The following is a 24,188-nucleotide window of genomic DNA, read 5'->3' as shown; positions in this document are numbered from 1 at the left end:
CATGGCCGAGCTTCGCGACGTCGTCATCGTCGACGGGTGCCGCACCCCGATGGGCAAGGGCAAGCCGGGGGGCGCGCTGAGCGGCCTCCACCCCGTCGAGCTCCTCGCCCAGACCCTCGCCCACCTCGTCTCGCGGACGTCCATCGACCCCGGCACCGTCGGGGACGTCATCGTCGGCTGCGTCAGCCAGGCCGGCGAGCAGTCCGCGGCACCCGGCCGGATGGCCTGGCTGTCCGCGGGCTTCCCGGTGCACGTCCCGTCCACCACCGTCGAGCGCAAGTGCGGCTCGGGGCAGCAGGCGATCGAGTTCGCCGCCCAGGGCATCGCGACGGGCCTGCACGACGTCGTCATCGCCGCCGGGGTCGAGTCGATGAGCCGCGTGCCGATGGGGAGCGCCCGCATCGGGCAGGACCCGTGGGGCCCCGGCGTCGCCGGGCGCTTCCGCCTGGTCCCGCAGGGCGTCGCCGCCGAGCGGGTCGCCGAGACCTGGGGCATCACCCGCGCGGAGCAGGACGGGCTCGCCGCGGCCTCGCACCGGCGGGCGCGGGCGACCGCCGAAGCCGGCGGCTTCGACGGCGAGATCGTCCCGATCACCCTCCCGGACGGCACCGAGGCGACCGCCGACGAGACCGTCCGGCCGGCCACCACGGTCGAGGGGCTCGCCGGGCTCAAGGCCGTCTTCGAGTCCGCCGAGTACGCCGACCTCCTGCCGGGCCGCACCTGGTCGGTCACCGCCGGGAACAGTTCCCAGCTCACCGACGGGGCGGCGGCCGTCCTGCTGATGAGCGCGGAGCGGGCCGAGCGGCTCGGCCTCACCCCGCGCGCGCGGATCACCGGCTCGTCCGTCGTCGGCGACGACCCCGAGATGATGCTGACCGGCCCCATCCCGGCGACCCGGCGGATCCTGGAGCGCACCGGCCTCGGCCTCGACGACTTCGACGCCTTCGAGGTCAACGAGGCCTTCGCGTCCGTCCCGCTCGCCTGGGCGAAGGAGTTCGGCGCCGACCCCGCCCGGCTGAACCCGCGCGGCGGCGCGATCGCGCTCGGCCACCCGCTCGGGGCGAGCGGGTGCCGCATCTTCGTCACCCTCCTCAATCACCTGGAGCAGACCGGCGGCACCCGCGGCCTCCAGACCATGTGCGAGGCCGGCGGCCTCGCGAACGCGACCGTCCTGGAGCGGATCGCCTGACGGCGCACGCCACCGACGAGACGACACGAGACGACGAGACGACACGAAGGGCACAGCGAATGGACATCCGGGGGAAGGCGGCACTGGTCACCGGGGCGGCGTCCGGCCTCGGCCGGGCGACCGCACGGCGGCTGGCCGCCGACGGCGCGCACGTCGTCCTCCTCGACCTGGAGAGCAGCGACGGCGAGCGCGTGGCCGAGGAACTCGACGCGGCCGCCGCGGGGCGGGTGCGGTTCGCCGCGGCCGACGTGACCGACGCCGAGCGGGTCGCCGCGGCCGTGCGGGTCGCGACCGGGCTCGGCGAGCTCCGCGCGCTGGTGCACTGCGCCGGACGGGGCGGGCCCGTCCGGGTGGTCGAGAAGGACGGCGCGCCGGGCTCCATGGAGCGCTTCCAGGACGTGGTCCAGACCAACCTGATGGGGACCTTCAACGTGCTGCGCCACGCGGCCGCGGCGATGGTCGCCCTCGACGACCTGCCCGACGGCGAGCGCGGCGCGTGCGTGCTCACCGCCTCGGTCGCGGCCTGGGAAGGTCAGATCGGGCAGCTGCCGTACGCCGCGTCCAAGGCCGGTGTGGTCGGGATGACCCTCGTCGCCGCCCGCGACCTGGCCCGCAACCACGTCCGCGTCAACACGATCGCACCGGGCCTGTTCGACACCCCGATCCTCTCGCGCGTGCCGGAGGAGGTGCGCGGCCGCCTGGCCGCGTCGATCCCGCACCCGGCCCGCCTGGGCGACCCGGCGGACTTCGCCGCCATGGCCGCCCACATCATCGCCAACCCCATGGTCAACGGCGAAACGATCCGGCTCGACGGCGCCATCCGGATGGCCCCCCGATGACGCCGGGCGAGTGCACGCTCCCTTCTGCGAAAGGCAACCATCCATGAGCGTCGACACCACGACTCCCGAGGCCGGCTCCCCGGCCGAGGACGGCCCGTCCGGGCAGGAGCCGATGTTCGACGTCGCCCGCGACGTCTGGGACCCGGCCACGCTCGACCCGGAGCCGACGTACGACGGCATGTGGGCGGAGCTCACGCCGCGTCAGCGCGAGATCCGCGAACTGGCCCGCGAGGTGGCCGTCCGCGAGCTCCGGCCCATGGCCGGCCACTGGGACGAGACCGAGGAGTTCCCGCGCAAGACGTTCGAGGCCGTCCTCGAGGCCGGGCTCGTCGGGCTGACGATCCCGAAGCGGTACGGCGGGCAGGGCGAGACCCTGCTCGAAGGATGCATCGTGGTCGAGGAGCTGGCGCGCGCCTGCCTGAGCACCGCGATGTCGGTCCAGCCGTTCCTGAACGGGCCGTGGCGCGCGATCAGCGTGCTCGGCACCGAGGAGATGAAGGACCGGCTGCTCCCCGGGGTGGCGGACGGCACGAACCACTTCGCGATCGCGATGAGCGAGCCGGCCGCCGGGAGCGCCGGCACCGACCTGCGGGCCACCCTGACCCCGGACGGCGACGGGTTCCGGCTGACCGGCACCAAGTGCTGGATCACCGGCGGCCACGTCGCCGACACCATCATCGTGTTCGCCCGGCTCGCCGGAACCGCCGGGCCCTACGGCATCGGTGCCGTGGTGCTCACCGGGCGGCCCGACGGGATGGGCGAGTTCCACATCGACCCGAAGATGGGGATCCGGGGCGTCGCCGAGTGCCTCGTGCACTTCGACGGCGTCCGCGTCGACCCGGAGGACGTCCTGGTCATGCCCGAGGAGCACTCCAAGAAGGGCACCGGCATCCTGGTCAACCAGTTCAACCCCGAGCGGTGCGGCAACGCCGCGATGTGCACGGGGCTCGGGCAGGCCGCCCTGGACGCGAGCGTCGGCCACCTCAACGCCCGCCGCCAGTTCGGCCGCCCGCTCGCGGAGTTCCAGGGACTGCAGTGGAAGATCGCCGACATGGCGCTGGACGTGCACACCGCGCGCATGCTGCTGTGGCGGGCCGCCCGCAGCGGGAACGACGGCTTCCCGGACCAGACGGAGACACTCATGGCCAAGCTGCACAGCAGCGAGATGGTGCAGCGGGTCACCAACGCGGCCATCGGCGTCCACGGCGCGCGCGGCTACTCCCGCCGCTGGCCGGTGGAGCGCTACTTCCGGGACGGGCGCGGCCTGACGATGGGCGGCGGGACGCCCGAGGTGATGCGCAACGTCCTGGGCGCCCAGGTGCTGGGCGTCAGCGGCAGCCAGCGGAGGAGGTGACGTGTCCCTGCGACCCCAGCTGGACCGGACGGTCTACGCCGCCGAGCACCGGGACTTCGGCGAGACGGTCGGCGCCTTCCTGCGCAACGACGTCGCGCCGCGCGTCGCCGGGTTCGAGGCCGCGGGGATGGTGGACCGGGACGTCTACCTTGCGGCCGGGAAGCTCGGCCTGGTCGGCCTGCAGATCCCGGAGGAGTACGGCGGCGGCGGCCAGGACGGCTTCCTCTTCAACTGCGTCGTGACCGAGCGGGTCGCCTACGAGCGGGTGACCCTGGGCTCGCTGCGCGTGCACACCGACGTGGTCACGCCGTACATGCTGTCCCTGGCGACCGGCGAGCAGAAGCGCCGCTGGCTCCCGGGGATGGCGAGCGGCGAGCTGATGACGTCGATCGCCATGACCGAGCCCGGCACGGGCTCCGACCTGGCCGGCATGCGCACGACACTGTGCCGGGACGGCGACGACTGGATCCTCAACGGCGCGAAGACCTTCATCACCGGCGGCGCCCAGTCGGACCTGGTCCTCGTGGTCGCCCGCTCCTCGTCGTCCGAGGACGACCGTCGCGCCGGGCTGACCATCGTCGTCGTGGAGGCGGGCATGCCGGGCTTCACCCGGGGCGCCAAGCTCGACAAGCTCGGCCTCAGGGCCCAGGACACGAACGAGCTGTTCTTCGACGACGTGCGCGTCCCCGCGGCGAACGTCCTCGGGGAGGAGGGCGAGGCGTTCCGCTACCTGTCCTCCCACCTGGCCCAGGAGCGGCTGTCCATCGCGGTCAACTCGCAGGCCCAGGCCGTCGCGGCACTGGACCTGACCTGCGACTACGTGCGCGACCGGGAGGTGTTCGGGCAGCGGCTCGGCGGGTTCCAGAACACCAGGTTCGTCCTCGCCGAGCAGGCGACGCAGATCGCGGCGGGCCAGGCACTGGTCGACCAGGCCATGGCCCGGCACGAGCGCGGGGAGCTCTCCCCGCCGGCGGCGGCGCAGGTCAAGCTGTTCTGCACCGAGCTGCACGGCCGTGTGACCGATGCCTGCCTCCAACTGCACGGCGGCTACGGCTACGTCTGGGAGCAGGACATCTGCCGGATGTACGCCGACGCGCGGGTCGCCCGCATCTACGGCGGGACCAGCGAGGTGATGAAGGGCATCATCGCCCGGACGCTCCAGCTGACCTGATCCGCTCGCCCGATCCGGCGAGGGTGGCACGTGAAAGCCCCCGCCGCGCCGTCCGGGGACGGCGCGGCGGGGGCCGCGTGTGCGGTGGGTCGTGCGTGCGGTGGGTCGTGCGGGCTGGTCGTGCGGGCCGGGTCAGACCTCCCGGACGACCGCCGGCCGGCCGAGGCGGGTGCTCATGGCGTCCGCCTCCTGCAGCACGCGGGCGACGACCCGGTCGCTGATCTCCTCGGCGCGCGCGGTCGGGATGGACACGCCGAGGGCGCCCACGACGTCTCCGGTGGCGTCGAACACGGGCGCGGCGCATCCCCACAGGTCGGGCCAGCGCACGCCGGGACCGGCCGCGTAGCCGCGCTTCCGGATCTCGGCCAGCATGGCCGCGACCTGCTCGGGGTCGCGGGCGTCCCCGCTCGCGGCCTGCTCGGCGAGGGCCTGCTCGACGAACGACCCGTCCAGCTGCGCCAGCACGGCCTGGCCGGTGGTGACCGCGAGGAGCCGGTAGCGCTGGCCGAGCCGGACGTGCGCCCGGACCGGCTTGATCGGCTCCGAGTGGGCCGCGTAGGTCACCGCGCCCTGCTCGTAGACGGCGTACACCGAGGTCTCGTCCAGCTCGGCGGTCAGCCGGTCGGTGTGCTCGCGGGAGATGGCCAGCAGGCCGACCGAGGTGTTGACCGCGCAGCCGAGCCGCCAGACCAGCATCGTCCCGCGCCACGTCCGGTCGGGCTGCTGCGCGACGTAGCCCTCGTCCGCCATCAGGCGCAGGATCCGCAGCAGCGTCGGCGGCGCCAGCTCGGTGCGTTCGCTGAGCACCTTGAGGGTCTGCGGACCGTGGTCGCAGACCGCCTCGAGCACTCGCAGCGTCCGCGCGATGGAACCCTCGGCCACAGCTCGACCCCCCTGAATCCACCGCACGACAGTTCCACTGGAGGGTACCAAAGTTTTGCTCAGTCGAATTGAATTGCAGGTCAGGCGGTGAGTGCCGCGGCGACCCGCGCGCGGTGGTGGCCGGCCGTGCCGAGCAGCAGGGCGCCGACGGTGCAGCGCTTGAAGTAGTGGTGCAGATCGTGCTCCCAGGTGAAGCCGATGCCGCCGTGCAGCTGGAGGGCGCCGCCCGCGACCTCCTCGGCCGCCTCCGCCGTCCAGGCCATCATGGTCGCGGCGACGAGCGCGCGGTCGTCGGCGCCGGCCTCGATGGCGCCCGCCAGCTCGAGCACCATCGAGCGGACCGACTCGACCTGGATCAGCATGTTCGCGCAGCGGTGCTTGACGGCCTGCCGGGCGGCGATCGGCAGGCCGAACTGGACCCGGGATCCGGCGTACTCGACGGTGGTGTCGAGCAGCCAGGACGCCAGTCCCAGCAGCGTCGCGCCGTGCAGGGCCAGCGCGAGCAGCCGCGCCTCCTCGATCGCCGCGGCCAGGGCGTCGCCGTCGGCCGGGAGCAGGGTCGCGGGGGAGGCGTCGCAGACCACCCGGGCGAGCGGCTGGGTGGCGTCGAGGTTCTCGAGCATCTCGACGGTGGCGCCGTCCGTCGGCACCAGCGCGAGGCGACGGCCTTCCGGCGCCCGCACGGGCGCGACGACGACGTCGGCGACGTCCGCGTCCGGCACGAACGGGAGGGTGCCGCGGGCCAGGCCGCCGCGGAGTTCGAGCGCGGGGGCGGACCACGTGCCGTCCGCGGCGAGCAGCCCGTACGTCGCCAGGCCGGTGACCTCCCCGCCGGCCCGGCCGGCGAGGGCGCCCGCGACCGAGGCGCTCAGGAACGGCAGGGGCGCGGCGGCCCGGCCCAGCGCCTCGGCGACCAGGCACGCGGTGACCACGTCACCGGCCTCGGCGGGCTCGAGGACGCCGGTGGCCAGCAGCTCGGACCAGAGCCCCGCGTCGAACGTCCGGACGCCCGGCGCGCGGCGCATCGGCTCCAGCGGGTCGCGCCTGCGCAGCAGGGAGCCGACGCTCGCGGCGAAGTCCGCCTGCTCGGTGGTCGCCAGATTCATGCGTTGCCTCCCTGGGAGCCGGTGAACTCGCGCCAGGCGACGGTCTTGCTCGGGTCCGCTCCGCGCGGCATGCCGAGGGCGCGCTCGGCGATCTGGTCGCGCAGCACCTCCGAGGTGCCGCCCGCGATGGTCTTCGGCTGGACGCGCAGGAAGGCCCAGGCGTCGTACGAGCGGGCGCGGTCGCCGGGGTCGTGCGCGACCGCGCCGAGGCCGGCGCCGCCGAGGACGCCGCGCTGCAGGCGCTTGGTGTGCTCGGCCTGCAAGACCTTGTTGTACGGCGTGCCGTTCGCCACCGGGGGCAGCCCTTCCGCGCGGTGGAGGGCGTTGCGCCGGTTGTTCAGCGCGATCGCCTGGGACTCGACGTACAGCCGCACGATCGCGTCGGCCTCGACGGGGCCTGCTCCCGGCAGGCGTTCGGCGACCAGCTCGTCGACGCCGCGGCCGACGACGGAGCCGGGGGTGGCGGCGCCCGCCCCCGAACCGGCCACGCGCTCGAGCTGGAGCACCGCGCGCACGACCTCCCAGCCCTGGCCGGGGGCACCGAGCCGGTACCGGTCCGGCACCGCGACGTCGTCGAGGGCGACCTCGAAGAACTCCGCGTCGCCGGTCATCTGCAGGATCGGCCGGACCTGGACGCCGGGCGCCGCGAGGTCCACGAGGAAGCAGGTCAGGCCCGCGTGCTTGGGCACGCCGGCGTCGGTGCGGGCGACCGCCAGGCCCCAGCCGGCCCGGTCGGCGCGGCTCGTCCAGATCTTGCGGCCGGTGAGGAGCCACCGGTCGCCGTCGCGGCGGGCGCGGGTCCGGACCGAGGCCAGGTCGGAACCGGCCTCCGGCTCGCTGAACAGCTGGCACCAGAGCATCTCGTTGCGGGCGATCGGCGGAAGCAGCTCGGCGGCGACGTCCTCCCCGGCGAACCTGAGGATCGCGGGCCCGACCCAGCCGGTGCCGATGGCGCTCTCCACCGTCCCCACCCGCCAGCGGGCGAGGGTCCGGCGGACGTCGACGGTCCCGTCCGGCGGCAGCGCGCGCCCGCCCAGGCGGGCGGGCCACTCCGGGACGAGCCAGCCGTCGGCCGCGACGGTGCGGACGAGATCGGCGGTCACGGCCGCGTCGAGACCGGCGAGGAAGTCGGCCAGGCCCTCGCGGTCGTCACCGTCGACCAGTTCGATCCAGCGCGCGGGCAGCACCCGGCGCAGCAGCTCCTCGAGCTCACGCGCCGCGCTCATCGCACGACCCTGGCGTCGAGGGCGACGATCCGGCCGCCGACGACCCCGAGCGGGTTGCACTCGACGAGCGCGGCGCCGGTGCGGTCGGCGAGGCCGGCGAGGGCGAACGCCGCCGCGGCGAGCGCCTCCGCCAGCCCGTCGTAGCGTCCCGGCACGCGGTCGAACAGCTCGGCCGCGAGCCGCCGGGCGAAGTGCTCTTCGCCGAGGGCCGCGGGCATGGCGACCGTCCGGTCCAGCAGCTCGACGTGGGCGCCGCCGAGGCCCGCCGAGACGACCGGCCCCCACTGGGGGTCGCGCCGGACGCCCGCGAACAGTTCCGGCGACGCGCGGAGCTGGCGCGCCACGATGAGCGGGACGCCGGTCGCGAGCAGCCCGGCGGCGACCTCGGGAGCGGTGGCCGCGGTGACGTCGAGCCGGACCCCGCCCGCACGCGCCTTGTGGACGCCGGCCGCGGTGTCGGACTTGAGGACGACCGGCCAGCCGAGCTCCGCGCCGCGCGCGAGCACCTCGGCGACCGTGGTCGCGGGGCCCCAGCGGGCCACCTCCACACCGGCGCCGGCGACCAGCCGGAGGCTCTCGGAGGCGGACGGGTCGGAGTCGAGACGGCCGGGAGAGCCGGGGCCCGCGGCGGTCGGCCGGGGGGCGACGGCGCCGCCCGGCACCGGCGGCGCGCAGGACGCGAGGACCCGGCACGCCGCGTCGAGGTCGGGCAGGACGACCTCGCCGGCCTCGATGCGCGGCCTGACGGTGGCGGGCTCCCGGTCGAGCGTGGCGACGACCGTGGGCGGCGCCGCACCGGCGCGCGCGCCCGCGGCGGCGGCCTGGTTCTCGCGGCCGATGACGACGACGAGATCGACCTCGCCGCTCTCGCGCAGCGTCGTGCAGACCTTCTCGAGCGTCGCGTCGTCACCGATCGTCTGCGCGGTCACGTCCACGGGGTTGCGCGCGGAGGCGATGCCCGGAAGGTGCGCCATCAGCCGCTCCCGGAGCCCGGCGCTGAGGACCGGGACGTCGAGGCCGGCGGTGCCGAGCAGGTCGGCGGCGACGACGCCCGCCCCGCCGGAGCCCGTCACGATCCCGGCGCGGCGCCCGGCCGCGCGGCCCAGCAGGGAGAGGCCCAGCCCGGCGAGCACGAGCTCGCGGTCGGACCCGACGAGCGTGGCGCCGTACGCCTCGAACAGCTCGCGGGTCACCGCGGTGTCCGTGCTCACCGCCGCGGTGTGGGACGCGGCGGCGGTGGAGCCGGCCTCGGAGCGGCCGCCGAGCAGGCAGACGACCGGCACGCCGCGCCGGGCCGCGTCCGCCAGCAGGTCCTGGAGCGTTCCAGCGTCGCGGATCCCCTCCAGGTAGAACAGCAGGACGCGGGGCCCGGCCGCCGCGAGGACCCCGCGCGCCAGGGTGCAGGCGTCCAGGTGGACCTCGTTGCCGCTGCCGATGAAGCCGTCGAGGTGGAAGCCGTACCGGGCGGCCGCCGTGACGACGCGGGCGCCGAACGCGCCGCTCTGCGAGACGAGGAAGGCGCCGCTCCCGCCCCGGCAGTCGACGAGGCTGTCGAACGCCTGGGCGAACGTCAGCACCGCGCGATCGGGCGCGTGGTAGAGCCCGACGGTGTTCGGGCCCAGGACGATCGTCCCCCGCGCGGTCGTCAGCGGGGCGCCGCCGGTCTCCTCGAAGCCGGAGGCGAACACGACCGCGAACGCGGCGCGCCCGTCGATCCGGTCGAGGACCTCCTGGACCGCCGCCGCCGGCACGCAGAGCAGCGCGACGTCCACGTCCCGGTCGAGGCCGTCCCGGGGGCCGGGCGTCAGTACCTCGCCCCCGAACCGCGCCTCGCGCAGGTGCCGCAGGGTGCGGGCGCCGAGACCGGTCTCCCGCGACGTGCCGCCGATGACGGCGACGCTGCCGGGGGAGAGCAGCGGGCGCAGGTCGGGGACCCGCGGGCCGGACGGGTCCGGCACGTCCGCCCTCATCGGAGCTCCGCCGGGACGCCGGTGTGCTTGGTGGTGCCCCACTCGGGCGCGCGCTTCTCCTTGAAGGCCGCGATGCCCCGCAGGGTCTCGCCGCAGGTGCGGATCCAGGTCAGGACGCGGCGCTCGCGGTTGTACGCCGCGACCCGGTCGGTCGACTCCAGGAACTCGTACATGAGCCGCTTGGTCGCGGTCATCGACACCGGCGCGCAGCGCTCGGCCATGTCCGCCGCGAGGTCGACGGCGACCCCGAGGACGTCCGCCGGTGCGGCGATGTGCGTCGCCAGGCCGCGGCGCTCGAACTCGACGCCGTCGATCGTCCGGCCGGTCAGCAGCAGGTCCATCGCGACGCCGAAGCCCGCCAGCCGGGGGAGGAGCCAGGTCGAGCCGCGGTCGGGCATGATGCCGACCCGGTTGAACGAGAACGCCAGCCGGGCCGAGTCGGCCACGACGCGGATGTCGGCCTGCATCGCCCAGGTGAGGCTCACGCCGATGGCGTCACCGTTGATCGCCGCGATGATCGGCGTGCTGAGGTTCCACGGTGCCTTCTCCGGCTCGGTCAGGGTCTCGACGCCGTGGGTCCGCTCGTCGCGCCAGTTCATGTCGAGGTCCGCGCCGACGCCGAAGTGCTCGCCGCGCCCGCTCACCACGACCACCGACATGTCCGGGTCGGCGTCGAAGGCGACCAGCGCCTCCTGGAGCTGGAGTGCCATCAGGGGGGTGTAGGAGTTGCGGCGGTCCGGGCGGTCCAGGAAGACCAGGCCGACGCGGCCCTGCCGCTCGACGGTGACGTGGCGTTCGGTCATGGGTGCTCCGGTGTTCTGCCAGCGTATGGCGCGGTACTGGTGTCTCGGCTCCCACTGTCGCCCCCCGGTGGGCATATGTGCAAAGACCTCTTTTTCGCAGGTCCCATCGACCGTTCCTATGCCGGGCTAGGGTGGCGGCCATGGACCTCCGGACGCTGCGCTACTTCGTCGCGGTCGTCGACGAGGGCGGCATCACCCGGGCCGCGCGCGTGCTGTTCGTGAGCCAGCCGTCGCTCTCCCTGGCGATGCGCCGGCTCGAGGACGACCTCGGCGTCCGGCTCCTCGACCGGTCCGGGGGGCGTGCCGCCCCCACAGCCGACGGCGCGCGGCTGGCCGCCCTCGCGCGCCAGGTGATCGCCGAGGCCGACGGCGCCGCGGAACGGGTCCGGCAGGTGACCGCGCTCGAGGTCGGCCGGCTGGTCGTCGCGACGTCGACCACGCTCGCGGTGCACCCGCTGACCCCGCTCGTCGCGGCGCTGCGCGGGCGGCATCCCGGTCTCGAGGTCCACGTCCGGGACGCGGGCACCGCGGCCGGAACCTTCGACCTCGTCCGCTCGGGCGAGGCCGAGCTGGGCGTGGTCGACGTGCCGCCCCCGGACGCGGGATGGGGCCGGTGCGACCTCGGCCCCGAGGAGATCGTGCTGGCGGCGAGTCCGGAGTTCGCCGCGGGCCTGGCGGACCCGGTCGCGCGGGCACGGGTCGCGGCCCTCGACCTCGGGGTGGTCCCCGCGGACCTCGACTCCGCGGGCGCCGCCGCGACGGCCGTGGCGTCGATGGCGGGCCGCGTCCGGGCCCGGTGCGCCCACCGGGCGATGCTGTGGGAGCTGGTCGGGGACGGCACGGTCGCGACGTTCGTCGGCCGGGACACGGCGGCGTCCGTCATGCCCTGGGCCGCGCTCCGCTCGCTCGACCCGCCGCTGTGGCGGGACGCCCACCTGGTCTGGCGCGAGCAGGCGCTGTCACCCGCCGGCGCCGCCCTCGTCGAGCTCGCCGAGCTCCCGCGCGGCCGCGACGAAGCCCCGGGCGACCGGTGAGAGGCGGACCGGGTCGAAGACCAGCCCGACCGCCTGGGTGAACGGCGGGTCGAGCGGACGCACGTGCGCCCCGGCGGCCGCCGCGTCCGCGGCGAGCCGGGGGCCGACGATCGTGGCGCCCACCCCGGCCAGCATCAGCGCGGTGCGGGCCTCGCGCTGGTCGGCGACCACGGCGGCCGACAGGGGAGTCCGGGTCGTGGCGCGTTCGAGGGCCGAGTTGCGGCCCGCCGCGACGAGGACGGTCGGCACGGCGGACAGCTCCCGCATCGTCACCGCACCGTCCGGGACGGCGCCGGACCTCGGCGGGAAGGCGACCCGCCACCCCCACGAGCCGATGGGCAGCACCGCGAGCGCGTCGCCCACCGGCGGGGACAGGGGCAGCCGCGTGCAGACGATCTCCGCCGTCCCGCCCGTCAGGACCTCGGCCGCCGCGCCCTCGCGGTCGAGATCGTGCACCCGGACCGCGCGTCCGGGCGCGGCGCGCAGCCACGCCGAGACGAGCGCCGAGAACGGGCCCCCGACCACGGTCGACAGGGCCGCGAGCTCCAGCCGCCCGCCCCGGCCGGCCGCGGCCAGGGTCTCCCCGGCCTGCTCGCAGTCGCGGAGGATGCGGCGCGCCGGCCCGACCAGCGCGTGCCCCGCCGGCGTCGGTGCCATCCCGCGCCCGGCGCGGTGGAACAGCTGTGCCGCGAGTTCCTGCTCCAGCGCGCGGATCGCGGCCGACACCGTCGACTGCCGGACGCCGAGCCGGGCCGCGGCCGCCGTCGCGCTGCCGGTGTCGCGGACGGCCAGGAAGGCCCGCAGCTGGTGGAGCTCCACGGCGGCAGCCTAGCGGTCAGCTCCCGGTCCAGTCGGCCGGCCGCTTCTCGGCGAAGGCGCGGGCGCCCTCCCGCGCGTCGTCCGAGGCGAGCACCTCGTCGACGTACGGCTGCTGCCGGGTGAACCGCTCCCCGCGGGGCCACGCGCGGGACTCGACCATGATCTGCTTGCTCCTGGCGACCGCCAGCGGCCCGTTCGCGGCGATCGTCCGGGCGAGGTCCAGGGCGGCGTCGAGCGCACCGCCCTCGTCCGTCAGCGTGCCGACCAGGCCGAGGGCGTGCAGCCGCTCGGCAGCCACCGGTTCGCCGGTCAGCGCCAGCTGCATGGCGACGACCTCGGGCAGCCGGTCCGGCAGGCGGAGCAGGCCGCCGGCGGAGGCGACCAGGCCGCGCTTCACCTCGGGGATGCCGAACCGCGCCGTCGACGCCGCGACGACCAGGTCGCAGGCCAGCACGAGCTCGAAACCGCCGGCCAGCGCCCAGCCCTCCACCGCGGCGATGAGCGGCTTGCGGGGCGGGGCCGCCGTCACCCCGCCGAAGCCGCGTCCCGGGATGCTCGGCCGCTCGCCGCGCAGGAAGCCCTTGAGGTCCATGCCCGCGCAGAAGCTCCCCCCGCCGCCGGTGACGACCGCGAGCCGCAGGGCCGGATCGTCATCGAGGCGGTCGAGGGCGGCCGCGATGACCCGCGCCATGTTCAGGGTCATGGCGTTCCTCGCCCGCGGCCGGTTGAGGGTGATGACCAGCACGCCCTCCCGATCCTCGACGAGCACCTCGGGTGCTTCGCCTGCGTCGGTCGGCGCGGCCGGGGACGCGGTGTCGCTCATGAATCTCCTCCTGGGGGAATGCGGCCGAATCTCGGCACAGGCCTTGACAGACCAGTGACCGCGGTCACAGGGTTGCACACAGTGGAATAAAGTTCCATTGAAAGAAATGATCGACAAGGAGATGGACCACGATGCGTCGAGTTCCTGCCCGTTCGGCGACCACCGCCGCGGCCGCGCTGCTGATGCTGTCGGGTGCCTTGACCGCGTGCGCCAGTCCCCAGGGCGGCGACAGCGGAGCGGACGAGAAGGCGGTGGCGGAGATCTGCCCGACCGCCGACACCGAGGGCACGATCAAGATCGGCATGAGCGCGCCGCTCGCCGTGTTCGCCCCGCTCCTGCTCGGCGTCGAGACCGGAGCGTTCGGCGAGGCCGGCCTCGACGTCCAGATCGAGAAGCTCCCGAGCGCCGAGTCGCTGCCGCTGGTCGCCCGCGGCCAGCTCGACGCGCAGATGACCTCGCTGAGCTCGTCGCACTTCAACACCCTGAAGGACGGCGTCGACGTGCGATGGATCGTGCCAATGGACGACCAGCAGGAGATCCCGCCCGGCACCCCGGTGCCCGGCTACTGGTCCCACAAGGACGTCGTCGGCAGCGCCGCCTCCCCCGACCTCACCAAGCTCAAGGGCGGCGACATCAGCACCCCCACCGGCGGCACCGGCGTGAGCGGCCTGATCCTGGACAACGCGCTGGAGAAGGTCGGGCTCGGCATCAACGACATCAAGCTCTCCCCGCCGCTGGTCGGCCCCGACGCGCTGAACGCGCTCGCGAACGGCGCGGTCTCCGCCGCCTGGATCTCCGCGCCCCTCGAGGTCGAGGCCGCCAAGAACCCCGACCTCGTCCCGATCGCGGGGTACGCGCCGGGCGTGACCGGCACCGCCGTCATGGCCGGCCGGACCCTCCTCGACCGCCCCGAGGTCGCCGTCAAGTTCACCCAGGTGCTCAGCCAGGTCACCACGAAGTACCTCGACGGCGACTACCGCAAGAACGCCGAGACGGTGCGCCTGCTCGCGGCCGCCGAGGAGGTCGACGCGTCCACGATCGAGGACTCGGCGCTCCTCAGCTTCGACCCGACGTTCTCGATGGACGGAACGGAGAAGTTCGCGGACGAGCTGCAGGCGTTCGCCCTCGAGCGCGGCGAGCTGGAGTACGAGAAGCCGCTCGACTCCGCGGACCTCATCGACACCCGGATCACCGAGGCCGCCGCGACCTGCGACTCCGCAGTCAAGTGAACACCGGTCGGTCGAGCACCGGTCGGTCGAGCACCGGTGAAGCGAGTGCCGGTCGGGCGAGTGCCGTCGGGTGAGCGCGGGTCAGGTGAGCATCGGTCAAGTGAGCATCGGTCGGGCGAGCACCGCTCAGGCGGGCGCGGGTCGGGCGGGCGCGGTCAAGTGAGCGCGGTCAAGTGAGCACGGATGCCCCACGGCGCGGCCTCCGGGCCGCCCGTGCGGGGCGTGACGTCGACCAGCACGACAGCGAGTGGATCGGGATCGAGTGGATCGGGATCGAGTGGATCGGGATCGAATGGATCGGGCCCCTCGTGCGGTGCGCGCCATCGATGGCGGCCGGCCGTCGCGCCTCCGCTCGACCTCGTCGGCGGCAGCGGCGGCGGGGCCGCCCGCCCGCGCCCCGGAAGCGCGCCTCGGGAGCAGCCCTTTCCTTCGCGTGGATTCTATATACAGTATCTCGCAAGGCTGGCAGCTGTCTCCGAGCCCTGGGAGGCCGGGATGTACGACCTGCGCATCACCGGAGGCACCGTCGTCGACGGGACGGGCGCGGCCCCGTACCGGGCCGACGTCGCGGTGAAGGACGGCGTCATCGCGGCGGTCGGCGAGGACGCCGCGGCCGCGGGGGCCGCCGAAACGATCGACGCGGACGGACGGCTCGTGACGCCCGGCTTCGTGGACGTCCACTCCCACTACGACGGGCAGGTCACCTGGGACACGGGGCTGGACCCGTCCGCGTCCCACGGGGTGACCACGGTCGTCGCGGGCAACTGCGGTGTCGGGTTCGCGCCGGTGCGCCCCGGCCGCGAGGACTGGCTGATCGGCCTGATGGAGGGCGTGGAGGACATTCCGGGCTCCGCCCTCGCGGAGGGCATTGCGTGGAACTGGGAGTCCTTCCCCGAGTACCTGGACGCGGTGGACGGGCGCGAACTCGCGATCGACTTCGGCGTGCAGGTCGCGCACGGTCCCGTCCGCGCCTACGTGATGGGGGAGCGCGGGGCCCGCAACGAGCCCGCCACGCCCGCGGACATCGCGGCGATGGCGACGATCGTGGAAGAGGCCGTCCGCGCCGGGGCGCTGGGGTTCTCCACCTCGCGGACGGTCGTGCACCGGGCCGTCGACGGCGAACCGGTCCCCGGCACCTACGCCACCGAGGAGGAGCTGTTCGCCATCGGACGGGCGGCGGCGTCGGGCGGCCGCGCGGTCTTCGAACTGGCCCCCACGGGCACGGCGGGCGAGGACCTCATCGCCCCGCACCGGGAGATGGCGTGGATGCGCAGGCTCGCCGCCGAGACCGGCCTCCCGGTGTCGTTCGCCCTGCTCCAGGTCGACGCGGCGCCCCGGCTCTGGGAGGAGATGCTCGCCGAGTCGCTGCGCGCGCACCAGGCCGGGACGCCGGTGTACCCGCAGGTCGCCGCCCGCCCCTTCGGGATGATCGTGGGCTTCACCGGACGGCACGCCTTCACCCTCCGGCCCACCTACGAGGCCCTCGCGGCCCGGCTGAGCGGAGCGGCGCTCCTCGCCGAGCTGGCGCGGCCGGACGTGCGCGCCGCCATCCTCGCCGAGGACGACCGGCCCGCCCGCCCCGGCGTCCTGGACGACGACATCGCGACCGGCCAGCAGTTCATGCTCGACCGGACCTACCCGCTGGACGAACCGGTCGACTACGAACCGACCCCGGACCGGTCCATCGCCGCGCGCGCCGCCGCCAGGGGCGTGCCGCCGATGCACGAGCTCTACGACGTCATGCTGGAGGACGGCGGGCGCCGGATGCTCATGGTCCCGATCTTCGGGTTCAGCGACGGCGACCACGAGGCGCTGCGCCGCATGCTCCTGCATCCGGCCGCCGTCATCGGGCTCGCGGACGGCGGCGCGCACGTCGCGATGGTCTGCGACGCCTCGATGCCCACCTACCTGCTGACGCACTGGGCGCGCGACCGTGCCCGCGGCGGCGGGCTGCCGCTGGAGTACGCCGTCCGCAAGCAGACGATGGACACCGCCCGCCTCTACGGCCTGAACGATCGCGGCGTCGTCGCGGTGGGCAAGAGGGCCGACCTCAACGTCATCGACTTCGCGGGGCTGCGGCTGCACGCGCCGCGCATGGCGCACGATCTGCCCGCGGGCGGCGGGCGGCTCCTGCAGGACGCCGACGGGTACGCCGCCACGATCGTCGGCGGCACGGTCACCCGCCGGGACGGCGCCGACACGGGGGCCCGGCCGGGGCGGCTGGTCCGCGGGGCCCGCTGACCCCGGCGGGCCCCGACGATCCGACCGCCGGTCGTTTCGATCCGGCGCTCCGCGGACAAGCTGAAGTACCTCGACGGCTCCGAGTCGAGGATGGGCGCCTTCGTGGCCGACACCCTTCCCGAGCAGGTGGCCGGGCGCCTGCGAGAGGTCTGAGCCGTGCGCACCGGAACGTGGTCCGCGCCCAGGCGGGTCGACATCATCGGAGAGCACACCGACTACAGCAACGGATTCGCCCTGCCGTTCGCCCTCGCCCAGCGCACCGTCGTGCACGCCCGGCTCCGCGACGACGGCCGCGTCACCGCGACGTCCGACGGGTACGGCGAGGTGGAGTTCCCCGTCACGACCGCCCCCGGCGAGGTCACCGGCTGGGGCGCCCACGTCGCCGGCGTGGCATGGGCGCTCGCCCGCTCCGGGGCCGCGCCGACCGGGGCGGACCTCCGCATCCGCAGCGCCGTGCCGCACGGCGCGGGACTGTCCTCGTCGCACTCGCTCGAGTGCGCCGTCGCGCTCGCCCTGACCGGCCTGCACGACCGCGATCTGGACCGGGCCCGGCTCGTCCGCATCGTGCAGCACGCGGAGAACGGGTACGTCGGCGCCCCCACCGGCGTGATGGACCAGATGGCCTCCCTCTACGGCGAGGCCGACCGGGCGGTCCTCGTCGACGCCCGGCACCTCACCGCCGAGCCGGTGCCGTGCGAGTTCGCGTCCGCCGGGCTCGCCCTCCTCGTGGTCGACACCCGGTCACCGCACCGGCACGCCGACGGCGAGTACGGCGCCCGCCGCGGGACCTGCGCCGACGCGTCGCGGGCCCTCGGGGTCGCGGACCTGCGCGACGTGACCGACCTCGACGGCGCCCTCGCCCGCCTCGACGACCCGGTGGCCGTCCGCCGGGTCCGGCACGTCGTGCGCGAGAACGCGCGGGTCCTCGCCGCCGTCGAGCTGCTCCGCGCGGGCCGCTTGCGGGAGATCGGCCCGCTGCTCACCGCCTCGCACGCCTCGCTCCGCGACGACTACGAGGTCACCGTCGCCGAGCTCGACACGGCCGTCGAGGCCGCACTCGCCGCCGGGGCGCTGGGCGCCCGGATGATCGGCGGCGGGTTCGGGGGCTCGGTGATCGCCCTGGTCGAGCAGGCCGACCGGGCGTCCGTCGGGGCCGCCGTGGCGGACGCGTTCCGCCGCCGCGGGTTCGCCGAACCCGCGTTCCACGTCGCCCGCCCGTCCCGCGGTGCCGGACGGGACCGGTGACGGCCCCTCGCCAGGAGCGCTCGGCCTGATCGTGGACGAGCAGCGCGACGCCGAGCGAGAGCCGCGATTCGTGGCCGTCCAGCGGCACCCCGAGCTTCCGCCTCGAGCTTCCCCCAGGCGCGGGCGTGCCGCCGCCACGCATGCCGTCCGGACGAACCCGCCTCCCCGAGCACTCGCACCTGGGCCGTCGAGCTGGTCGCCGACCGCGGCACCCGCGAACCGCTGCCCGACGCCGCGGTCGCCGCGGTGACCGCCGAGTGCCGGGCCCGGGGACTGCTGCCACTGCCCAACGCCAACCGCATCCATCTCGTGCCGCCCTGCACCATCTCCGACGACCAGGCGCGCGAGGCGCTGGACATTCTGGACGCGGCGCTGGCACGGGCCGTCCGGTGAGCCGCTTCAGGACAGCGCGCGCCAGGCGCTCGCCAGGGCTCGGCGGAACTGCTCCTCCTGCCGTGCGGTGAGGTGCTCGATCATGCGTTCCTCCAGGTCGCGGACGGGGCCGGCGAGATCTCCCAGCAGGGCCCGGCCCGCGTCGGTGAGGTGGATCAGCAGCTCGCGGCGGCTGGCGGGGTTGCGCTCGCGGCGGATGAGGCCGCGGCGTTCGAGGGCGCGCACCATGTCGGCCATCGACTGGGCGGTGACGAAGGAGTCGCGGGCCAGCTGGGCCGCGGACCGCCCGCCGTGCCGTTCCAGCACGGTGAGGGCGGTGTACTGCAGTGCGGTGACGCCGGCCGGACGGACGAGGTCGTCCAGATTCGCCCGGACCGCGAGTTCCAGCCGCTTGACCATGTAGAGCAGCGACGGCGCCCCGGCCCCGCCATCTTGTCCCGTCACGGAGCCAGCCTAGGCGATTGACAGGAAACCTGTTTGACGGGAACACTTCGAACAGCAGGAAACCTGTCGATCACCGAGGGGGCGGCATGCGACCGGACGGCAAGACGCGGCCACGGGGAGCCTGACATGGCCCAGCCGGACGCGGCCGAACTGACCGCCATCGACGTCCACACCCACGCCGAGATCTCCAAGACCGGGCACCGCTCGCTCGGCCCCGAGCTGTTCGGGGCGTCGGAGGCGCACTTCAAGGCCCACGGCCACCGGCAGCCGTCCATCGGCGAGATGGCCGCGTACTACCGCGAGCGGAGGATGGCCGCCGTGGTGTTCACCGTCGACGCCGAGCACGCCACCGGATGGCCCCGCATCGCCAACGAAGAGGTCGCCGAGGGCTGCGCCGAACACCCCGACGTGCTGATCCCGTTCGCCAGCGTCGACCCCCACAAGGGCAAGGCGGGCGTGCGCGAAGCCCGGCGGCTGGTCGCCGAGCACGGCGTGCGCGGGTTCAAGTTCCATCCCAGCATCCAGGGCTTCGAGCCCAACGACCCGATCGCCTACCCGCTGTACGAGGCGATCGAGGAACTCGGCGTCCCGGCACTGTTCCACACCGGGCAGACCGGCATCGGCGCCGGAGTCCCCGGAGGCGGCGGCATCCGACTCAAGTACTCCGACCCCATGCTGGTCGACGACGTCGCGGTCGACTTCCCCGAACTGCGGATCATCCTGGCGCACCCGTCGTTCCCCTGGCAGGACGAGGCCCTCGCCGTCGCCGTCCACAAGCCCTACGTCCACATCGACCTGTCCGGCTGGTCGCCCAAGTACTTCCCGCCCCAGCTCGTCCGGTACGCCAACAGCCTGCTCCAGGACAAGGTGCTGTTCGGCTCCGACTTCCCGGTCATCACCCCCGACCGCTGGCTCGCCGACTTCGACGGGCTCGACATCAAACCCGAGGTCCGCCCCAAGATCCTCAAGCACAACGCCGCCCGCCTGCTCGGCCTGACCGAGGGCGAGTGAGAGGAAGCCGCTTCCGTAGGAAAGCCGCCCGACCAGCGCCGCGGCGGAGGTGCGGCGGGTAGCCGGTCGGTGCCAGGAAGCGACACGGGGGCACTGTGACTCCCATCGCGCAGACCAAAGAAGAGTTCTACCTCCGTCGCGTCTTCGACGACGACGTCCCGGTGTTCGCTCGTCCCGCAACGCCGGCAGGGGATGGGAGCCGATCCCGTGCCAGTGGGCTGAGTCACATTCTCGCGCCGGTGTCACACTCCGGCTCCTTGAACTCCTCTCAGGATGCGGGAGATACGGGGAGGCGCAGTGTTCGGGACACGGCACGCCACTGATCGGCCGATGAGCCGACGCGGCCGTTCGGGCCGTCAGCCTCTGCAAGCTCCCTGGTCACCGAAATCCGCAACCGGGTGAGGGAGAAGTAGCGATGATCGTAGTCACTGGAGCGACGGGTGTCGTCGGACGGCCGCTCGTCGAGTTCCTCGACGAAGCCGGGGCCGATGTTCGCGCCGTCACCCGGGATGCGGGGGCGGCGAAGCTGTCGGCCGGGGTCGAAGTGGTCGAGGGCGACCCGCGGCGCCCCGCCACTCTCGCCGCCGCTCTAGAGGGGGCAACCAGCCTGTTTCTGCACCCCCGCGCGGCCGGGGACGCGTGTGCCGAGCTCGTGGCACTGGCCAAGGAGAGGGGGATCGAACGTGTGGTGGCCCTGGCGGCCATGAACGTGGACGATGATCTCGCCCAACAGCCGTCCCGCTACCGCGGCGACCGTAACAAAGAGGCCGAGGACGCCGCCGTCGGCAGCGGCCTGGAGTGGACCAGCCTTCGGGCCGGGTTCTTCGCTCTGAACACCCTGACCATGTGGGACGGCCAGATCGGCAAGGGCGATGTCGTGCACGGTCCGTACGCCGAGGCCACGGAGGCGCCGGTGCACGAGCGTGACCTGGCCGCGGTGGCGGCTCACGCACTGCTCACCGACGACCTCGTGGGGCGGAAGCCGGTGCTGACCGGGCCGCAGTCCCTGACGTACGCCGAGATGCTCGCCGCCATCGGGAAGGCGATCGACCGGCCCCTGAGCTTCCAGGAGATCCCGCCGGACGCGTTCAAGGCGCACATGATGGGCTTCGGCTTCCCCGAGGCCTTCGTCGACACCTACCTGGCCGTGATCGTCAAATCGGTGGGACGTCCGGCCCTGGTGACCGGCGAGGTCGAGAAGATCCTCGACCGTCCGGCGCTCACCTTCGCCGAATGGGCCGCCGACCACGCCGCGGACCCGCCCCCGTCCGACAGCTGAGCGACCCCGGCGACATCTGGGGCACGTCCAGGAGCCGTGCGGCCACGCCGCCGAGGGGGGACCGAGGATCGCGCGGTCCCCGTGCTGGAGCCCCGTGCTGGAGCCCCGTGCTGGAGCCCCGTGCTGGAGCCGCGCGCCCGCCACCCGGGTGCGCGGCTTCCACTCGGCGGCTCGGGGGCTTGACGGTCTCTGCGGCGCACGCCACGATATCTATAGAACAGAAGATAGTTTCATTGAATAGACTTTCGGAGGGGTTGTGTTGGACGACGGCCTGCCGCGTCGGCTCGATTACGACGAACTGGACCGATCCCTGCGTGACGCCCTCGAACCCAAGGTCCGGCGCCTCGGGTACCTGGGTGAGTTCTTCGCCGTCGCAGGCCACCAACCCCGCGCGTTGCTGGCGTTCCATCAGTTCACCGAGGCCCTCAAGGACGCCTTGGCGGCCGAACTCACCGAGGTCGTGGCGCTGACGGCCGCGGCCCGGCTGAACAACGACTACGAGCGTTGCCAGCACGAGCGGCTGTCACTTGAACACGGCTTCGACCTGGCCTGGATCGCCGCGGCTCAAGGGCGCGAGGGAAGTGATCCGGCGGTGCTGAGCGACCGGGCCCGATGTGCCCGGGAGCTGACTCTCGCCGCTCTCGCCGACCGCGGTCACGGCGCGGCCGACGCGGTACGGAGCGCGGTTCAGGTGCTGGGCGAGCGGACCACCGTCGCGGTTCTGCTGCTCATGGGACGGTACGTGGCGCATGGACATATGAGCAACAGCCTCGGGCTCGGGTCACCGGTCGACTCGGTTTTCGACGGCCTTGGCAGACGCGGGGAGGGGCGTGGCCGATCCTCGTCCGGCAGCACACCGGCCGGGGAGAACCGGTGACCGCGCGGCTGCTGACCGAGGCCGAGATCGCCGCGACGCTCGATATCGGCACGGCCATCCGCGCCATCGAGGAGGGCCTGCGGCAGCAGGGCAGAGGTGACGCCCACGTCATGGAGAAAACCCATGTGGCCTGGGACGGCGCGACCTTGCACGCGGTCGGCGGTGTGCTCGCCGACGAGGGACTGGCCGGTACCAAGACCTGGGCGCACACCCCCGGCGGGGCCGCCCCGTACCTGCTGCTGTTCGATGCCGCCGATGGGTCTCTGCGCGCGCTCATCGAGGCGTTCGCGCTCGGGCAGCTCCGCACCGCGGCGGTGTGCGGCGTGGCAACGGCGGCTCTGGCCGATCCCGGCGCCGACGAACTCGCCGTTGTCGGTGCCGGCGAGCAGGCTCTGACGCAGGTGGCGGCGGTAGCGGCGGTACGTCCGGTCCGCCGGGTGCGTGTCTTCTCTCGGGACGAGCGGAAGGCGACCGACTTCTGTGCTCACATCGCCGATCGGTTGGGGATCGCGGCCGGTGCGTGCGGCAGCGTTGCCGACACGGTACGGGACGCGCCGATCATCACCCTGGCCACCCGCGCCACCTCGCCGTTCCTCGCGCCGGGCCTCCCGCCCCCCGGCGCCCACATCAACGCCATCGGCGCGATCACTCCGGAGCGCATCGAGTTCGAGCCCGCCCTGCTCCAGCGGTGCTCGGTGGTGGTGGCGGACAGCATCGATCAGGCGAGCCGGCTCTCGGCCGAGTTCCGCGCGTTCTACGGTCCGGACCCGCGTGCCTGGTCGCGGGTCGAACGGCTGGCCGATCTGGTTCTCGGGGACCGCCCCCGGCCCCAGGGAGCGGATCTGACCCTTTTCAAGGCGCTGGGCGTGGGGCTGTTCGATCTCGTGCTCGGTGCGTACTGCCTGCGTCACGCCGAGATATCCGGCCTCGGCACGGCCCTGCCCGCCGCCCCGGCCCGCGCGGACGTTCGGCTGCGCGACCGGGGTTGACGCGCCCGCATCGCGCAACGAAAGGAATGTCTTCAATGTCCGCATTGGCAAATGTCATCCCGTATGACCGGGCAGAGCGTGATCGGCGCTGGGCGCGGGTGCGCACCGGGATGGCCGAACGCGGCATCGATCTCCTGATCGCGCTTCCCGAGAACGTCGTCTCCATGGACGCCATCGATGCGCGGTATCTGGCCGAGGAGGTCGGCGCGGTCCTGTTCCCGCTGGAGGGGGATCCCCGGATCCTCGTCGGCGGTGAGGACAGTCATCTGGCCATGGGCCGCGAGGCATGGATCGAGCAGCGGACGAGCGCGACGCCCACCGGGTCCACGCGGGTGCCCTACGGCGCCGCGGTGGCCGCCGCGCTACGAACGATCACCCCACGGCCCCGGCGCATTGCCATCGCCGGCCTGGACGGCGATCGGTATGGACATGTCCGTTCGGTGGAGGGCTACGCGACCTACACCACGGTCGCCCGCATCCAGGGTGCCGTGCCCGACGCGGAGGTCGTCAACGGTGCGCCCGTGATGTCGGCGGCACGCTACGTCAAGAGCGAGGCGGAGATCGCCGCGGCCCGCGCCGCGGTCCGTGCGTGCGAGGAGGCGGCGGTGGCCATCGGCGAGGCGTTCCACATAGGGAAGGCCCAGGCCGAGGTCTACCGTGCCGGATACACGGCACTGCTGCAGCAGGGGATCCGCGGGCCTTTCGCGGGCATGCCCATGCTCGCCTGGGCGCCCGGCCGGTGGCGGGAACCGCGGCCGCGCATCGCGGGCGTTCCCCCCGGGGTCATCGAGAACGGCCTCTGTGTGGCGACGGAGGTCATCACGGTGGTCAACGGGATCTTCGCCCAGGTCGCCGAGCCGTACGTGGCCGGTCCGGTCGACGCCGAGCAGCGCGAGGCGTTCGAACTCAACATCGCCGCGTTCGACGCCGCGTGCCGTGCGATGCGGCCGGGCGTGCCGTGGCGCGAGGTCAGGGAGCGAACGCTCGCCGTCGCGGACGGCACCGACTGGAAGATCACCTTCCTCGTCACCGGCGGCGTGGACGGGCCCCTGTTCATCCCGGTGGACGGCCACGATGAGTGGCTCGACGACGAGGTCGAAGCCGGCGCCACCCTGGTCTGCAAGCCGCACGCCTTCCCCGCCGACCAGCACACCGAGCTCGCCCGCAGTACTGATCTCACCTGGGGGGAGAGCGTCGTCGTACGTGAGGGTGGGGCCGAGCGTCTGGGGTCCCGGCCGCCGCTGCTGTTCTCTCGCACATGAGA

Annotated in this window: 22 protein-coding genes; 14 read left to right on the top strand and 8 right to left on the bottom strand. The window is 74.0% G+C overall.

Annotation, left to right across the window (positions count from 1 at the left end):
• Position 1: 1 nt before the first annotated feature.
• Genes F7P10_RS09500 through F7P10_RS09485 form a run of 4 tightly spaced genes read left to right on the top strand, consistent with a single transcriptional unit; the run spans position 2 to position 4,553 of the window.
• Positions 2-1,189 (top strand): thiolase family protein, encoded by a 1,188-nt coding sequence (locus F7P10_RS09500; protein WP_151009007.1) that lies wholly within the window; start codon positions 2-4, stop codon positions 1,187-1,189.
• A 59-nt stretch (positions 1,190-1,248) separates the two neighbouring features.
• The gene (locus F7P10_RS09495; RefSeq protein WP_151009006.1) at positions 1,249-2,028 is read left to right on the top strand and encodes an SDR family NAD(P)-dependent oxidoreductase; all 780 of its coding nucleotides are present in this window, start codon (positions 1,249-1,251) and stop codon (positions 2,026-2,028) included.
• A 43-nt stretch (positions 2,029-2,071) separates the two neighbouring features.
• Entirely contained in the window at positions 2,072-3,382 is a 1,311-nt protein-coding gene (locus tag F7P10_RS09490; RefSeq protein ID WP_218040442.1) for an acyl-CoA dehydrogenase family protein, read from the top strand.
• A gap of 1 nt (position 3,383) precedes the next feature.
• Positions 3,384-4,553 (top strand): acyl-CoA dehydrogenase family protein, encoded by a 1,170-nt coding sequence (locus F7P10_RS09485; RefSeq protein ID WP_368077465.1) that lies wholly within the window; start codon positions 3,384-3,386, stop codon positions 4,551-4,553.
• A 132-nt stretch (positions 4,554-4,685) separates the two neighbouring features.
• Here the strand turns inward: F7P10_RS09485 and F7P10_RS09480 are convergent, their stop codons facing one another.
• The 5 genes from F7P10_RS09480 to F7P10_RS09460 form a co-directional block, all read right to left on the bottom strand.
• Entirely contained in the window at positions 4,686-5,435 is a 750-nt protein-coding gene (locus tag F7P10_RS09480) for an IclR family transcriptional regulator (RefSeq protein WP_176611375.1), read from the bottom strand.
• Positions 5,436-5,515: 80 nt separating this feature from the next.
• A complete protein-coding gene (locus tag F7P10_RS09475; RefSeq protein ID WP_151009005.1) occupies positions 5,516-6,541 on the bottom strand; it encodes an acyl-CoA dehydrogenase family protein in 1,026 nt (341 codons plus the stop codon).
• Complete coding sequence (locus tag F7P10_RS09470; protein ID WP_151009004.1) at positions 6,538-7,767, bottom strand: acyl-CoA dehydrogenase family protein; 1,230 nt, start codon at positions 7,765-7,767, stop codon at positions 6,538-6,540. The genes F7P10_RS09475 and F7P10_RS09470 overlap by 4 nt, the downstream gene beginning before the upstream one ends.
• A complete protein-coding gene (locus tag F7P10_RS09465; protein WP_151009003.1) occupies positions 7,764-9,737 on the bottom strand; it encodes an acetate--CoA ligase family protein in 1,974 nt (657 codons plus the stop codon). The genes F7P10_RS09470 and F7P10_RS09465 overlap by 4 nt, the downstream gene beginning before the upstream one ends.
• On the bottom strand, positions 9,734-10,540 hold the full coding sequence (locus F7P10_RS09460; protein WP_176611374.1) for an enoyl-CoA hydratase/isomerase family protein: 807 nt from the start codon (positions 10,538-10,540) through the stop codon (positions 9,734-9,736). The genes F7P10_RS09465 and F7P10_RS09460 overlap by 4 nt, the downstream gene beginning before the upstream one ends.
• A gap of 140 nt (positions 10,541-10,680) precedes the next feature.
• Here F7P10_RS09460 and F7P10_RS09455 point away from each other — a divergent pair, with 140 nt between their 5' ends.
• Positions 10,681-11,574, top strand: coding sequence for a LysR family transcriptional regulator (locus F7P10_RS09455; protein WP_151009001.1), 894 nt, complete (start codon positions 10,681-10,683; stop codon positions 11,572-11,574).
• Here the strand turns inward: F7P10_RS09455 and F7P10_RS09450 are convergent.
• The gene (locus tag F7P10_RS09450) at positions 11,500-12,393 is read right to left on the bottom strand and encodes a LysR family transcriptional regulator (protein WP_151009000.1); all 894 of its coding nucleotides are present in this window, start codon (positions 12,391-12,393) and stop codon (positions 11,500-11,502) included. The two genes, F7P10_RS09455 and F7P10_RS09450, sit on opposite strands and share 75 nt — an antisense overlap.
• A 16-nt stretch (positions 12,394-12,409) precedes the next feature.
• Complete coding sequence (locus F7P10_RS09445; RefSeq protein WP_151008999.1) at positions 12,410-13,216, bottom strand: crotonase/enoyl-CoA hydratase family protein; 807 nt, start codon at positions 13,214-13,216, stop codon at positions 12,410-12,412.
• A gap of 131 nt (positions 13,217-13,347) precedes the next feature.
• Here F7P10_RS09445 and F7P10_RS09440 point away from each other — a divergent pair, with 131 nt between their 5' ends.
• The 4 genes from F7P10_RS09440 to F7P10_RS42145 all read left to right on the top strand — a co-directional run bounded on the left by F7P10_RS09440 (position 13,348) and on the right by F7P10_RS42145 (position 18,324).
• A complete protein-coding gene (locus F7P10_RS09440) occupies positions 13,348-14,445 on the top strand; it encodes an ABC transporter substrate-binding protein (RefSeq protein WP_151008998.1) in 1,098 nt (365 codons plus the stop codon).
• A 495-nt stretch (positions 14,446-14,940) separates the two neighbouring features.
• Positions 14,941-16,686: an amidohydrolase family protein gene (locus tag F7P10_RS09435; RefSeq protein ID WP_151008997.1), complete on the top strand. Its 1,746-nt coding sequence runs from the start codon at positions 14,941-14,943 to the stop codon at positions 16,684-16,686.
• A 156-nt stretch (positions 16,687-16,842) separates the two neighbouring features.
• On the top strand, positions 16,843-17,931 hold the full coding sequence (galK, locus tag F7P10_RS09425) for a galactokinase (protein ID WP_151008996.1): 1,089 nt from the start codon (positions 16,843-16,845) through the stop codon (positions 17,929-17,931).
• Positions 17,932-18,177: 246 nt separating this feature from the next.
• Positions 18,178-18,324, top strand: coding sequence for a hypothetical protein (locus F7P10_RS42145; protein WP_176611373.1), 147 nt, complete (start codon positions 18,178-18,180; stop codon positions 18,322-18,324).
• 6 nt (positions 18,325-18,330) lie between these two features.
• Here the strand turns inward: F7P10_RS42145 and F7P10_RS09420 are convergent, their stop codons facing one another.
• Positions 18,331-18,768: a MarR family winged helix-turn-helix transcriptional regulator gene (locus F7P10_RS09420; protein WP_254716514.1), complete on the bottom strand. Its 438-nt coding sequence runs from the start codon at positions 18,766-18,768 to the stop codon at positions 18,331-18,333.
• A 126-nt stretch (positions 18,769-18,894) separates the two neighbouring features.
• Between F7P10_RS09420 and F7P10_RS09415 the strand changes: the two genes are divergently transcribed.
• The 5 genes from F7P10_RS09415 (at position 18,895) to F7P10_RS09400 (ending at position 24,186) form a co-directional block, all read left to right on the top strand.
• On the top strand, positions 18,895-19,779 hold the full coding sequence (locus F7P10_RS09415; RefSeq protein ID WP_151008995.1) for an amidohydrolase family protein: 885 nt from the start codon (positions 18,895-18,897) through the stop codon (positions 19,777-19,779).
• 415 nt (positions 19,780-20,194) lie between these two features.
• On the top strand, positions 20,195-21,058 hold the full coding sequence (locus F7P10_RS09410) for an NAD(P)H-binding protein (RefSeq protein WP_151008994.1): 864 nt from the start codon (positions 20,195-20,197) through the stop codon (positions 21,056-21,058).
• A gap of 259 nt (positions 21,059-21,317) precedes the next feature.
• Entirely contained in the window at positions 21,318-21,935 is a 618-nt protein-coding gene (locus tag F7P10_RS42140) for a hypothetical protein (RefSeq protein WP_176611372.1), read from the top strand.
• The gene (locus tag F7P10_RS09405) at positions 21,932-22,924 is read left to right on the top strand and encodes an ornithine cyclodeaminase family protein (protein ID WP_176611371.1); all 993 of its coding nucleotides are present in this window, start codon (positions 21,932-21,934) and stop codon (positions 22,922-22,924) included. Before F7P10_RS42140 ends, F7P10_RS09405 begins: the two co-directional genes overlap by 4 nt.
• Positions 22,921-24,186 (top strand): M24 family metallopeptidase, encoded by a 1,266-nt coding sequence (locus tag F7P10_RS09400; RefSeq protein WP_151008992.1) that lies wholly within the window; start codon positions 22,921-22,923, stop codon positions 24,184-24,186. The genes F7P10_RS09405 and F7P10_RS09400 overlap by 4 nt, the downstream gene beginning before the upstream one ends.
• The last annotated feature ends 2 nt before the right edge of the window (positions 24,187-24,188 follow it).

Source organism: Actinomadura sp. WMMB 499 (assembly GCF_008824145.1).
Lineage (GTDB): Bacteria > Actinomycetota > Actinomycetes > Streptosporangiales > Streptosporangiaceae > Spirillospora.
Note: the sequence above shows the minus strand (reverse complement) of the source record. Positions and strands in the feature narration are given on the sequence as shown.

Excerpts from the sequence above, each read along its gene's own strand:
- F7P10_RS09460 (WP_176611374.1), bottom strand. The coding sequence starts at position 10,540 with ATGACCGAACGCCACGTCACCGTCGAGCGGCAGGGCCGCGTCGGCCTG.
- F7P10_RS09440 (WP_151008998.1), top strand. The coding sequence starts at position 13,348 with ATGCGTCGAGTTCCTGCCCGTTCGGCGACCACCGCCGCGGCCGCGCTG.
- F7P10_RS09470 (WP_151009004.1), bottom strand. The coding sequence starts at position 7,767 with ATGAGCGCGGCGCGTGAGCTCGAGGAGCTGCTGCGCCGGGTGCTGCCC.
- F7P10_RS09490 (WP_218040442.1), top strand. The coding sequence starts at position 2,072 with ATGAGCGTCGACACCACGACTCCCGAGGCCGGCTCCCCGGCCGAGGAC.
- F7P10_RS09415 (WP_151008995.1), top strand. The coding sequence starts at position 18,895 with ATGGCCCAGCCGGACGCGGCCGAACTGACCGCCATCGACGTCCACACC.
- F7P10_RS09495 (WP_151009006.1), top strand. The coding sequence starts at position 1,249 with ATGGACATCCGGGGGAAGGCGGCACTGGTCACCGGGGCGGCGTCCGGC.
- F7P10_RS09475 (WP_151009005.1), bottom strand. The coding sequence starts at position 6,541 with ATGAATCTGGCGACCACCGAGCAGGCGGACTTCGCCGCGAGCGTCGGC.
- F7P10_RS09435 (WP_151008997.1), top strand. The coding sequence starts at position 14,941 with ATGTACGACCTGCGCATCACCGGAGGCACCGTCGTCGACGGGACGGGC.
- F7P10_RS09455 (WP_151009001.1), top strand. The coding sequence starts at position 10,681 with ATGGACCTCCGGACGCTGCGCTACTTCGTCGCGGTCGTCGACGAGGGC.
- F7P10_RS09465 (WP_151009003.1), bottom strand. The coding sequence starts at position 9,737 with ATGAGGGCGGACGTGCCGGACCCGTCCGGCCCGCGGGTCCCCGACCTG.
- F7P10_RS09445 (WP_151008999.1), bottom strand. The coding sequence starts at position 13,216 with ATGAGCGACACCGCGTCCCCGGCCGCGCCGACCGACGCAGGCGAAGCA.
- F7P10_RS09410 (WP_151008994.1), top strand. The coding sequence starts at position 20,195 with ATGATCGTAGTCACTGGAGCGACGGGTGTCGTCGGACGGCCGCTCGTC.
- F7P10_RS09500 (WP_151009007.1), top strand. The coding sequence starts at position 2 with ATGGCCGAGCTTCGCGACGTCGTCATCGTCGACGGGTGCCGCACCCCG.